This window comes from Anatilimnocola aquadivae, assembly GCF_049819085.1.
In the GTDB taxonomy this organism is placed as follows: domain Bacteria; phylum Planctomycetota; class Planctomycetia; order Pirellulales; family Pirellulaceae; genus Anatilimnocola.
Map to the genome: position 1 here is coordinate 7,426,801 of NZ_CP187419.1, position 12,907 is coordinate 7,439,707.

The 12,907-nt window shown below is 59.6% G+C and carries 8 protein-coding genes; 6 read left to right on the forward strand and 2 right to left on the reverse strand.

Annotation, left to right across the window (positions count from 1 at the left end; translation table 11 throughout):
• Positions 1-8 precede the first annotated feature (8 nt).
• Positions 9-1,019 carry a hypothetical protein gene (locus tag NA78x_RS29455; protein ID WP_425615956.1) on the reverse strand — a complete coding sequence of 337 codons (1,011 nt, stop codon included), beginning with the start codon at positions 1,017-1,019 and terminating at the stop codon, positions 9-11.
• Between the two features lie 122 nt (positions 1,020-1,141).
• Here NA78x_RS29455 and NA78x_RS29460 point away from each other — a divergent pair, with 122 nt between their 5' ends.
• The 4 genes from NA78x_RS29460 (at position 1,142) to NA78x_RS29475 (ending at position 8,568) form a co-directional block, all read left to right on the forward strand.
• Positions 1,142-2,500: a hypothetical protein gene (locus tag NA78x_RS29460; protein WP_425615957.1), complete on the forward strand. Its 1,359-nt coding sequence runs from the start codon at positions 1,142-1,144 to the stop codon at positions 2,498-2,500.
• Positions 2,501-3,142: 642 nt separating this feature from the next.
• Positions 3,143-5,284 carry an efflux RND transporter periplasmic adaptor subunit gene (locus NA78x_RS29465; protein WP_425615958.1) on the forward strand — a complete coding sequence of 714 codons (2,142 nt, stop codon included), beginning with the start codon at positions 3,143-3,145 and terminating at the stop codon, positions 5,282-5,284.
• Between the two features lie 9 nt (positions 5,285-5,293).
• Positions 5,294-6,316 carry an efflux RND transporter periplasmic adaptor subunit gene (locus tag NA78x_RS29470; protein ID WP_425615959.1) on the forward strand — a complete coding sequence of 341 codons (1,023 nt, stop codon included), beginning with the start codon at positions 5,294-5,296 and terminating at the stop codon, positions 6,314-6,316.
• A 20-nt stretch (positions 6,317-6,336) separates the two neighbouring features.
• Positions 6,337-8,568, forward strand: coding sequence for an HlyD family efflux transporter periplasmic adaptor subunit (locus NA78x_RS29475; protein ID WP_425615960.1), 2,232 nt, complete (start codon positions 6,337-6,339; stop codon positions 8,566-8,568).
• Between the two features lie 67 nt (positions 8,569-8,635).
• Here the strand turns inward: NA78x_RS29475 and NA78x_RS29480 are convergent, their stop codons facing one another.
• Positions 8,636-10,039 (reverse strand): AAA family ATPase, encoded by a 1,404-nt coding sequence (locus tag NA78x_RS29480; RefSeq protein ID WP_425615961.1) that lies wholly within the window; start codon positions 10,037-10,039, stop codon positions 8,636-8,638.
• A gap of 320 nt (positions 10,040-10,359) precedes the next feature.
• On the opposite strand from NA78x_RS29480, the gene NA78x_RS29485 reads away from it, so the two are divergent.
• Both NA78x_RS29485 and NA78x_RS29490 read left to right on the forward strand, forming a co-directional pair.
• Complete coding sequence (locus NA78x_RS29485; protein ID WP_425615962.1) at positions 10,360-11,373, forward strand: porin family protein; 1,014 nt, start codon at positions 10,360-10,362, stop codon at positions 11,371-11,373.
• Positions 11,374-11,525: 152 nt separating this feature from the next.
• A complete protein-coding gene (locus tag NA78x_RS29490; RefSeq protein ID WP_425615963.1) occupies positions 11,526-12,833 on the forward strand; it encodes a homoserine dehydrogenase in 1,308 nt (435 codons plus the stop codon).
• The last annotated feature ends 74 nt before the right edge of the window (positions 12,834-12,907 follow it).

Below are 12,907 nucleotides of genomic sequence, written 5' to 3' on the forward strand. Positions count from 1 at the left end.
ATGTGTCTCTAGGATGGATTGGCAGGGCCGGCGAACGGCACGGCGAAGTCTTGTCGGTGGTGAACGATCTTGGATTGACTGGCAGCCACTGGTTGCGGTCTCGATAACGTCCGGGCAGCGGTCATCAGCAAGATCACGCCCGTCATGGCAATCATCGAGCAGACGAGCGATTTGCGGCTGCATTCGCCCAGCGTGACATCGGCCAGTTCTCGCAACAACCACATCACTAGCGCCAGTGAAGCGACCAGGCACAACGTCGGCCAAAGCGATGAACCGGTAAGTTCTGCCTGCTGCGGCGTGGTCGAGAGTAACCAAAGTCCCACAACGAGTTGCAGGCCAGTGGCACCAAAGGTGGCCCAGCCTCCCCACAAGGCAATGCGTTTGGCGTTGCGAATTTCGTCGTCGATCTTCATTCGCCGCAGGGCGAGCCCCAGCAGCAGCAGGCCGGCCATTGCGACCGAGGCCAGGGCAAAGTGAACGGACATTGCGGGAACGTCTTGCTGCGTCGAAAGCGTGAAAAAAGTGCGGGGAGTCATTACTACGTCGGGATTTATGTTGTGTTCAACAAATGCACCCTGTTCGAGTTTGCCGGCAACGATCAGCAGCGGAGGGAAGTGATACAGCAAGTTGGTGCTGGCAAATAGTAGCAACGAACTGCGAGTTACAAATCCCGCGCGAGTTGGGATCAGCACTCGCTGCCGCCAAATCCAATAGCCAACGAGTAATGCGAACGAGAGTCCAAGTTGAATGAGGCCGTTATTCAACTTGTGAGTCAGTTGCACTTGCCAGACATGCGCATATTCGGGTGTCCACCGCAGCCAACCCACGGTAAGCCCCAGCACCGCGCCGACAAGCAGGGCGATCACGGTTGCCGAGGCCAGATAGTTGGCTGCTTGCCCGGCGACGCCATCGCCACGGCGGTCTTTCCATTCCAGCCACAATCCCACGAGCGGCGCACCGGCAGCAATATTCATGCAAGCCAGATGCGCGGCCAGCAGCACGATTTCCAAAGCAACCATTCGGGCAACCAAATTCCAGCGGCTTCTATTGAGGTTGGAAAGTCGCCATTATAGGAGATTCGTTCCTGTGTGCGCGCTGCAGGAAGCTGTTTCTGAAATGACCGGCGACGACGAGGTTTTCTATGACCAGCGTTCGACTTGTACTGACGTTCTTTGTTGCCGTTTGCCTCGCGCGCGCAGCCATCGCGCAAGAGCAAGCCACTAAAGTCATTTGGGATTTCGAGCAGCAAGGACTGGGCAGCCAATGGTCGGCGATTGGCAAACTGTCCGCCGCTCGCGAACCGCATGAGGTGGCCGAACAGCCTCGCGCGGCGAAGAAGGACGATCTGCTTCCCGGTGGGCAGGTCGTCAAACTCGATGCTCAGGCCGGCTCTTACTTCGCCACGAAGAAGGAACTGCCCCGCGTGGCCTGGGAACGGGCCGAGCGAGTTTCGTTCTGGGTCTTTCGGTCCGCCGGCGAGGCCAAGCGGGATGCCGATTGCACGTTCGATCTGCAGTTCTTCGATGGGGCCAATCGCGCGCTTTTTGCTCGCAAGTTGGTCGTGAAAGGGAGTGGCTGGCAACAGGTCGAAGTTCCCTGCGAGTGGATCGCGCCCGTGAATGGCCGGGTTGGCAATTGGCCGGCAGTGAATCGGCTGGGCTTCGGCTTTCGCGAAGAGAGCCACCTCAGCGTCGATGGCTTACAGGTCGATCTGAATGTCAAACCGCGGCCCGCATTGCCGCTCGCCGCAGTCGTGCCAATCGCATTTCCTAAGGCAACCGAGAAGGAAATCAAGACGGCAGAACGCGAGGGGTTTCTGGTGGCTACCAATGCTGCCGAGTGCAAGCCGGATGTGGTGGCCGATTTGCTCGTGCCGGTCGTGGAGAAAATGAACAAGGATTTGCCGCTACTCCCGGCAACATCGCCCGCGCGACTGCTGATCTTCGCCACGCGCGAAGAATACGAACAGTTTCCACCTCGCCTGGCTCAGCAGTTTGGCAAAGAAGCAGCCATACCGAAGAGCAATGGCTTTACGATTCTGGGCTGGGCCACAGCTGGTTGGGATCCGCAGCAAGGTGAGAAGCGACCCGTCTTTGTGCACGAGTTTGTCCACTCGCTGATTGAATCGCGGCTGCAACTGGCTAACGAACAAGAATGGCTGCAAGAAGGACTGGCCACTTACTATCAGCTGCAGATCTATCCACAGAAGAATGTCCCCGAGATCGTTCAAGCCGGTCTGGCCCGCGGCGACTTCGACATGCGAAAGCTCACCTCCGGCCAGCCAATTGCCACGACCGACTACTGGCAAGCTGCCACCCTGTGCAGCCTATTGCTGCGAGATCCGGGCTATCAACCTCAACTCAAAGAGCTAATCACCGCCCTTCAACAGGCGGACAGCACCAAGCTGGAGCCACATCTGGCAACCGTCTTCAAAACGGACTTTAACAAGTTGACCGCCGACTGGAAAAAACACTGCCGTGAAGCATTTCCGGTCAAGTGACAGAACATTAAGCAGGGGGGCGATAAGCCATTCCGCCAACAACTCTGGCGGAGCGAATTCGTGCTCGATTAAAATCGCAGTATATGAGAATCAACTTACGTGATTTGTTCTGGGGAACGACAACGGCGGCGATCTTGTTCGCTTGGTTCGCAGACCACCAAGGCAACCACCGTTGGTATCGCCAGTCGCTCAAAGTTGCCGGCGAAAGGATTGAAATGGCTCACCAACAGAATAGCGATCGAGAGTCGCATTGTGATGCGCTATTGAAAGCAGCTTTTCTTCGTGAATCCATTCAACGACGCAATTCTAAAAGCCCGGACTCAGAGTGAAGCGCAACCGTTCCGTGTCTGCGCTCTTCGTACAAACAATACGGCTGTCAGTGCGGTGCTGGGCAAGCCATTAACGACTATAGATCCCTGCGCCGCTACTTAGCTCATAGCCATCTGCCAGCAATGCAATCGCCGCCGATGGCTCAACGCAGGCTGATCGTTGCCACCCAAAAGTTCTGATTGTGGCAAGCTGTAACGCCAGTAGCGGGCGTAGCGACAGAGCAGACTCTGCCGAAGCCGAAGGAAGAATAGGGCCCGGGCGCTTTGCCGCGCCAACAGCCATGTTCCTTCCAAGCGAGAAACTGCAAGCATCATGTCGCTGGCAACTCCGCAATCGTCGTCGAGCTTTCCGAACCCCCAGCAGCCCTTTGTGCCCGGTTCAGTCGTCTCGACACACACCGCTACCGCCACGACCGAACCGGTCGATCCTGCGCTGCTGAGTGATACGCGCAACGAGATCCGCCAACTCGTCAACGAAGTGGCTCAACTGGCCGCGTCCGATGTTTCGGCGAAGGAGTTCTACGAAGGCTTTCTCTCGCGAGTTCTCGCCGCGATGGCTGCCGTCGGCGGAGCCGTATGGCTGAAGAAGGGCGAGACGCTGCAACTCGCCTATCACGCCAACTTGCCGGCAACGGGAATGTCGGCCACGACCGACCCGCCGGGACATCGCGGCCTGCTGCTGCGCGTGGCCGAATCGAAGCAAGCGCTCGTGGTGCCGCCCCATGCCGCGGGCGCTGCCAACGCGCAATCGCCCGACAATCCGACGCAGCATTTGTTGGTCCTGGCGCCGCTACTGCTGGAAGGTGAAACGCAGGCCATCGTCGAAGTTTTTCAACGAGCAGGGGGCGGACCCACAACGCAGCGTGGCTATTTGCGATTTCTCGTGCAGATGGCCGAACTGGCCAGCGACTTTTTGAAGACGCAGCATTTGAAGCAAATGCGCGACCGCCAGGCGGTGTGGCAACAGCTTGAACAGTTCGTCTTAGCCGTGCATCGCTCGCTGGAGTTACTACCGACGGCTTATGCCATTGTGAACGAAGGTCGCCGAATTGCCGGCTGCGATCGCGTTTCGCTCTTGCTGTGGAAAAACGGCCGCTGCGAAGTGTTGGCGATTAGTGGACTTGATTCGCTCGACCGCCGTGCCGTGCAAGTGAAGCGCCTGGCCGAACTGACACGCTGCGTTCTCAAGGCGCGCGAGCCTTTGTGGCATACGCATGAAAGCCGAGATACTCCGCCGCAAATCGAAGCGGCGCTGCAAGCCTATCTCGATCAATCGCATGCGCGGTTGCTCGGCGTGATTCCGCTGACACTTCAGCCCGCGAAAACCGACCAGCCCGTGCGAGCCAGCGAGTTACCGCTGCTCGGTGCAATTGTCGTCGAACAGCTTTCTGACGATCGTGCGGCGGGTGATTTGGCTTCGCGCGTTAACCTGGTTGCCCAGCACAGCGCGTCAGCACTGGCGGCAGTCTTGTCGCATCAAAGCATTCTCTTTCTGCCGCTGTGGAAGATGCTCGGCAATCTCGGCGGCGTCGCTTCTTTGCGAGCGATGCCCAAAACAGCTGCCGTGCTCCTGCTGCTGGCCGGGGTCATCGCGGCGCTGTTCTTTGTCCCTGCCGATTTTGAAGTGGCCGCCCGCGGCAAGTTGCAGCCTGCCGATCGCCGCGAAGTCTTCGCGCAGCTCGCGGGAGTCGTCGATAAGCTCGAAGTGCGCCACGGCGATTTTGTGCAACCTGGTCAAACGCTCGTCGAACTGTCGAGCCACGACTTGGAAGAGCAACTGACCACGATTCTCGGCGAACAAAGCACCATCGTCGAACAAATCGCCGCGACCGAACGGGCCCTGCTCGATAATCGCAATGGTCAGGGAACTCGCCTGACAGCAGCCGACGAAAATCGTCTCGCTGCGGAACTGCTCGAGCTCAAACAGCGTGCCAGTAATCTCGAACGAGAACTGGCGCTGTTTCGTCAGAAGCAGCAACAGTTGCGCATCGTTGCCCCGGCAGCGGGACAAGTGGTGACGTGGAAGGTGGAACAACAGCTGTTGCATCGCCCGGTCGAACGTGGCCAGGCATTGCTCTCGCTGGCTGATCCAAAGGGTCCGTGGGAGCTCGAACTGTACGTTCCCGAGCGTCGCTTGAAGCATCTAGCTGCCGCGCAAGCGATGAAATCCCAGCAGGCCGCTCGTCAGCCTTTGGAAGTGACCTTCACGCTGGCCAGCCATCCGGGGCAGACGTTTGTCGGCCAGGTGGTCGAGATCGAACATACGGCCCAAGTGCGCGGCGACGAAGGAAACACCATCCTCGTCCGCGTGCAGGTCGACAAGTCGCAATTGCCGGAGCTGCACGACCAGGTGACGGTGACCGGCAAGTTGTATTGCGGCGAGCGTTCGCTGGGTTTTGTCTGGTTCTGCGACTTGCTCGAGACCGTGCAATCGCAAGTGTTGTTTTGGTTGTAGGAGTCGCCAGTGCAAATCACGAACTCGATTTTCCGCTACGGTCTGATCGCCGCCGGCATGACCGGCGTTACGGCGCTGGGCCTGTATGCTGCGCCGCCGTCGCGTCCGCTATTGGCCTTGCCCGGGCAAGCACAGGTCGCAGAGCCACAACTCGTGGGCAACACGCCAGCGCCGGTGCGGGCGCAGTACGGCAGCACCTCGGCGCATCCGGTGAACGGCCAGGTGCAGATGAATCACTGCCTGGTCTCGCTCATCGAAGACGTGCAAGTACCGGCGAAAGAAGCCGGCGCGTTGATGAACGTGGCGGTGACCGAAGGTGAATACGTGCGCACGGGTCAACTGCTCGCGCAGATCGACGACCGTCAGTCACAGCTGCAAAAGTTGGCGGCGATTCAAGATCGCGATGCTGCGCTGGCCAAAGCCAATGACGATATCGAAACTCGCTACTCAGAAGCCGCCTTCGAAGTGGCTGCTGCGGAACTAGATCGCGCGCTGGGTATCGAAAAACGAAACTCCGGCGCGGTGACGGTCGGCGATATTCAAAAACTGAAACTCGCCAAGCGACGCGACGAGTTACAGATCGACCGCAGCAAGCTGGAAATGAAGATCGCCCGGATGGGTGCCGAAGCACGGCAGGCAGCCGTCGATGCGGCCGACGAAGGGATCGCTCGCCGCAAGATCATTTCTCCCATCGACGGCCTGGTCGTCAACTTGTTTCACGAGAAGGGTGAATGGGTCAACATCGGCGAGCCGGTGCTGCAAATCGTGCGTGTTGACCGGCTGCGCGTCGAAGGTTTTCTCTCGGCCAGCGAAGTCGGTCCCGAAGCGATTTCTGGCAAGCCCGTAAACGTCGAAGTGACGCTCGCCCAAGGACGCACTGCTCAATTGCCCGGTGTGGTCACCTTTATTAGTCCGCTCGTGCAGGCGGGCAACAAATACCGAGTCCGTGCCGAAGTGCAAAACCGCACCGAACAAGGGCACCCCGTCCTCCGCCCCGGTATGACCGCCACGATGTTCATCAGCACGCAGTAAGCAGCATCAGCGACATTCTCATGCAAACCTCTCTCCAAGACCTCTACGCCTCCAGCACCAGCCGCACGCTGGGACTGCGCATGCGCGCCGACTTGGAGATCGTGCAGCAGTCTTGGCAGGGTCGCTCTTGCTGGGTGCTCAAAGATCCGCTGGCACTAAAATACTTCCGCTTCGAAGAAGAAGAATACACGCTGCTCACTTGGCTCGATGGCAAGACCAGCCTCGACGAGATGCGCCAGCGGTTCGAAGCCCAATTTGCACCGCAAAAATTGAGCGTCGCGGCTCTGCAACATTTGCTGACGATGCTCCATCGCAGCAACTTGATTGTCTCGCTGGCCGAGGGCCAAGGAGAATCGCTGCGCGAGCGACACGAGACGCGCGAACGAAAACGCTTCTGGGCAACCCTCAGCAATCCGCTGGCGATGCGGTTTCGCGGCATCGATCCCGATGCAATTCTCACCGTTCTCAACACTTGCTTTGGTTGGCTCTTCGCGCCCTTTGCACTTTTGCTCGGCGTTTGCTTCGCGCTATCCGCCGGCCTGCTACTCGCCGCCCAGTGGCAAGAGTTCTCCAGCCGCCTGCCGCAATTCCGCGAGTTCTTCGCCGTCAGCAATTGGCTGCTGCTCGCGGTCGTCATGTCGCTGGTGAAGGTGCTGCACGAATTCGGTCACGGCGTGGCTTGTCGCCGCTACGGCGGGCAATCGCACGAACTGGGCTTAATGCTGCTGGTCTTCACACCTTGCCTCTATTGCAACGTCACCGATTCGTGGGTGATTCGCAGCAAATGGAAGCGGGCGATGATCGGCGCGGCGGGGATGTACGTCGAGTTATTGCTCGCCTCGATCTGCACCTGGATCTGGTGGTTCTCGCAACCTGGGCTGGTGCATCACCTGTGCCTGAACACCATGTTCGTCTGTTCCGTTAGCACGCTGATGTTCAACGCCAATCCGCTGATGCGATACGACGGCTACTACATTCTGTGCGACCTGCTTGAGATCCCGAACCTGCGACCCAAGGCGACGGCACTCGTTAAAAGCAAAGCCGGCGCGTGGTTGCTGGGAATGAAAGAAAGCGTCGACCCGTTTCTGCCCGCCAAGGGGCAGATCTGGTTCGTCCTCTTCGCGATTGCCTCGACTTGCTACGGCTGGTTCGTCACCTTTTCGGTGCTCTGGTTTTTGACGCAGGTTTTCAAGCCTTACGGGTTGGCTGTTGTCGGGCAAGCGATGGTGCTGATGTCGCTGGCGGCGATGATCCTGATACCTGCGTGGCGCGTGATTCAACTGTTTCGAGTTCCCGGCCGGAGAAATACGATGAAGACGTCGCGGGTGTTGATGAGCGGAGTCGCAGGCGCGGCAATTTTGGCCGCGATCTTCTGCGTGCCGCTGCCACACAACATCACCTGCGCGGTGCTGCTGCAGCCTCAAGGGGCCGAAGCCATCTACGTCGAAGTACCCGGCGAAGTCGTCCACGTCTGGACCTCGCAAGGCTCCGTGCAGCAAGGTCAACCTTTGGTGCAACTGCGCAATGTCGATGCCGAGATCGCCGCGCAAAAACTGCGAGCCCAGCGCGATGGCCTGCTCGCCAAGATCGACGGCCTGCGACAACGGGCTCACGTCGACCCCAATGCTTTGCTCGATCTGGCGCAAACCGACGAAGCGCTCACCGCTTTGCAAACGCAATTGCAACAACGCGAAGTGGAACTACAAAAACTGACGATCGTCGCCCCCTTTGCCGGGCAGTTGTTGCCGCCCCCCGAGAAGCAGCCCAGCCAAGACAAGGTCACCTTGGCCAGTTGGGAAGGGCGACCGCTCACGGCGCGCAATCACGGCGCGTTTCTCGACAAGGGAACGCTGCTCGGCAAATTGGCTCCATCGGGTTCGTTCGAAGCGGTTCTCGCCATCGATCAAAACGCGATGGAGTTTGTGCGGCCAGGGCAAAAAGTGGAACTGATTCTCGACCAATGGCCTGGGCGAAAAGTACACGGCAAGATCGAGCATATTTCCGAACAGCCTTGGCAGGCCCTGCCGCCGAGTCTCTCGGCCAAAGCGGGCGGGCGCATTCCCACGCGAAGCGGTCACAGCGGCGCAGAGCATCCGCTCTCGGAAACCTTTCAAGCGAGCGTGCCGCTGCAGGAAACCGATGACCGCTGGATCTCGGAAGGAACGGGCCAGGCCCGCATTCACGCCGGCACTCTGACGCTGGCTCAACACGCCTGGCGAACGATCTGCCGGACGTTTCGCTTTCAGCTGTAATGAAACGACACACCGCAACCCCGCGACTGGCGAGGGAGCAGTGGTCGATGGGGCGGCTACGGACGCCTTACAGGCCCACGCAGAACGGTGTCTTGGGCAGCGAGAGGTTCTTGGTTGAGCCAGCCTGATCCGACAAGAGCGGATTAGCCAGGAGCGGACCAGGCTGTTGCCAACCAGCGTGGCCTTGCTCGGCCAGCCAATCGTCGAGCGCTGCACAGGCGTCTTCGGGCGAATGTGCGTGCTCGATCAGCAGTGTTTGCACGGCCGACATGGTCAGCCGGCAATCGGGCATGGTGCTGGCAAAGTATTCCACGAGCGCCGGATCGGCGCTGGGGAAGAATCGCAGAAACATGCGACCAATCTGATCTCGATTGGCATAACCAATTTCCAACTGGCGGTCGATGCGACCCGGACGAATCAGGGCCGCGTCGAGTCGTTCGCGGTGATTGGTTGTTGCGAACAGCAGCCGACCTTCGCCAGCCGCCACGCCATCGAGCGCGTTCAGCAGGCCGCTGAAGGTGACCTTGTTGTGCTTGTCTTCGGTCGCTTCGCGCTGCACAAAGACACAGTCGATGTCTTCGATCAGCAGCAGAGCGTTCACGGGCAATTCGCACAGAATCTCCGCCAACTCACTATCGTCGAGCGACGATCCGGCCAGATTGAGGATGGCGATATCCATCTTCAGTGCCGATGCAATGGCCACGACGGTCGAACTCTTGCCCGTTCCCGGCGGACCGTACAGCAAGTAACCACGACGATACGGAATGCCTCGCTCCAGGTACCAGTTACGATTCTCGAGAAACCGCCGGCTGTCGGCGATCAGGTTCTCCATTACACCCGTTGGCAGCACGACCGAATCGGCCGAGCGTGGGCAGCGTTGCAGCTGCTCGCCCCACGACATGCACTGGTTGCGATACACGGTCAGCCGCGAGTCACCTTGCGGCATCGCCACTTCCCGAGCTTCTTGCAGCAGCGCGAGCACGATGTTTCGATCGCGTGTGAAGATGGTCAGGCTAAACGATTCCCGCGTGTTCACAGGCTGTTGAGTCGCCTGGTTCGCTTCGGGGCGGATGCGATGCAAGATCACCAGCCGACCTCGAAAGAACAGCATGTGCGTGCCGGGAGCCGGCGTGAACATGATGCGCGGCCGATGATCGCCGAGTGGATCTTCTTGCCGATCTTTGTATTCGACGGCCCGAGTCCGCACCGTAAGCCAGCGCGCGCGATGCGTCGCATAGCGATGTTGTGCCAGCCACTGGTCGAGCCAATCGAAGGCCTGTTCGCGATCGAGAATATCGACCTCGTACACAAACCGCGATTTGATCCACGACCAGCAGGTGCTCGGGATGTCTCGAAAGTACGCAATGAGACCGCCGGCGATCATCAGGATCAAACCGCCGGAGAAAAGTTGGTTCTCGGCAAATTGCTTTTCGATAAAGTTCCAAATGGTATCCATAACGCGAACAGACACGGCGGGTTCGCGCAGGTTCACCCGTGCTAGCGGCAATTGAGTCACCCGCACCGTAGTCATCTCGCTCCGTCGAGATGAAAGCAGCGCAAATCGCCCCCATCGTAGTCATCTCGCTCCGCCGAGATGAAAGCAGCGAGAATCGGACCAGCAGGTCGAGAAGAATCATCTTGCGGAGCAAGATGACTACGCTGGTGGGCAGCAGATTTCTTTCATTATCTCGCCGGAACCTCCCACTCTCTCTTGACGCGATTTGGTGGCATCAGCAGAATCCCGCCGCTTATCCACACGCGGCAGCAGATTCTGCCAATAGGCCACACTCCATGCTCTTCAGCGGTCGTAGCACGAAATGCGCGATCACCCTCGCGGTGCTGGGCCTGTGCGCGCTGGCTTCGCCTGTTGCCAGCGGACAAACCTTCCGCTCGCCCACCCCGGCTCGCAAAGTTGGGGGCGCTGCACCTACCAATCCACTGCGCTCGGAGGTGATCCAAGCGCAAGCGACCGAAGCTCTTCCTTCTCCACTGCGCGATGGGTCGCCGAGTGATCCTTTGGGGCCATCGGGCGAGCCACAACTCGTTCCGGTGCCGCCGCCGGGCGAACGCTCACTCATTCAACAGAACACCGCTCCAGGCTGGCCCGCCGATGCTCCCGCTTACGAGCACTATGGACCACCTCCCGGGCATCATGGTCACGGGCAGCCTCGGGCTCCCTGGTTCGAGCACGGCGACCCCAACGACGTAGCCCGCCACACAGGCTGGGGCGAGCCGCTGACCGGCACCAGCTGGCGAAATCGCCCCTGGTACTGGGGCGTGTTCATCGGCGGCATTCTCAACGACGAGCTCGATTCCGGGCGAGTCGAACAAGACAACGCGCCGCTACTGGGCATTCGCCTCGGCAACGACTTCGACCACTTCTGGGGCTGGGAAGGTCGCTACGCCTTCTCGCGCAACGAGACCTTCAACGGAATCACAGGCGCGCCGATCGATGAGCCCAGCCGCAATTACTACATGGATGTTTCGGTGCTGCATTATCCCTGGGGAGATTCCCGCTGGCGGCCCTACATCTCAGCGGGACTTGGTTTTGCCAACTTCCGTTACGAGAACGAGCGGGGTCAGTTCATCGACGACACCGCCCTGACGATGCCCATCGGCGTGGGCCTGAAGCACTTCTATTCCCCCTGGTTCTCGGTTCGCTTCGACATCGTCGATAACTTCTCGATTGGCACGACGCACGTCGATGCGATGCACAGCTTTTCGCTGATGGCAGGGGTCGAGTTCCGCTTTGGCGGCGACCGCCCCAACTACTTTCCCTGGCACGGAAACACCACTTTCTGGTGAGTTGGCGTTTCTTTCGCACTTTTCCGCGTCTCACGCGACGTAACTCCCTGTCTGGCACCGCGCCGCCGCTTGACGGTCCGACTAGGGGCTGAATAGCATGGGAAGTTTGTTTCTGGCCCGAAAGGGTCGCTTCAGTGGTGGATGCAGGCCGCATGCAAGTTACAAAAGTTGCCCTCGTGGGCATGGGCACCGTGGGGGCTGGCGTCGCCCGGTTGCTGATCGATCATGGCGACCGAACCGGCCGTCATGCCGGCCGCACCCTGTGGGTCGAAGAAGTCGTCGTGGCCGATCCTACCAAGGCCCGCGACTTCGCGCTCCCCAAAACGGTTACCCTCTCGGACGATCTGACCCGCATCACCAAGAATCCCGAGATCAAGCTCGTCGCGCACCTGGTCGGCGGCCTCGAACCAGCCCGCACGATCATGCTCAAGCTGCTGGAAAGCGGCAAAGACGTGGTTACCGCCAACAAGGCGCTGCTGGCCGAACATGGCCCCGAGATCTTCGACCGAGCCCGCGAACTGGGCCGCGCGATCGCCTTCGATGCTGCCGTCGCGGGCGGCATTCCGATCATCACCAACATCAGCCAATGCTTTTCGGCGAATCAAATCCTCTCGCTGCGCGGCATCTTGAACGGCACGAGCAACTTCATCGTCTCGCAAATGGACGAGCAAGGCGAAACCTACGCCGAAGCGTTGAAAGAAGCTCAAGCTCGCGGCTATGCTGAAGCTGACCCGACGATGGACGTGAGCGGAGCCGACGCTGCCCAGAAGCTCGCGATTCTCGCGCATCTGGCCTTCGGCGCGCAAGTTCACTGGAACGATATCCCCCGCGTCGGCATCGATACGCTCGACGCTGCTGACTTGTACTATGCTCGCGAACTGGGCTATCGCATCAAGCTAATCGCGGTCGCCAAACTGCGCGAGAACGGCCTGGAACTGCATGTGACGCCGAACTTGGTGAAGATCGGCACTCCGCTCGCGGAAGTCCGCTCGGCCTACAACGCGATCAGTGTCGTGGGCGATGCCGTCGGTCCGATCTTCTTCCATGGTCTCGGCGCCGGCCAAATGCCAACCGCCTCGGCCGTCGTTGCCGACATGATCGATATGGCCGTCGGCCGCACCCCGATCACCTTCCGCACCGTCGAACTCTGGTCAAAAGGTGAAGCCCGGGTGCAGCAGTGCGATCACGCCTCACTCACCAGCCGGTTCTACATTCGCCTGACCGTGGAAGACCGCCCAGGCGTCCTCGCCGAAGTGACCGGCGTCCTCGGTCGCAACCAAATCTCCATCGCCAGCGTCATCCAGCACGAACCCAGCGAAGAAGACGGCGGCCAATCCATCGTTCCCCTCGTCATCATGACTGCCCAAGCCACCGAAGGTGCCACCCAACGCGCCATGACTGAAATCGGCAAGCTCTCCTCCGTTCGACCCAACGCGGTACGCATGCGGGTACTCGATTAAAAGTTCTGAGTTCTGAGTTTTGAGTTCTGAGACAAGAAAAGGTTTGGTGGTCTGCAACAGAAAGAGTCGAGGGA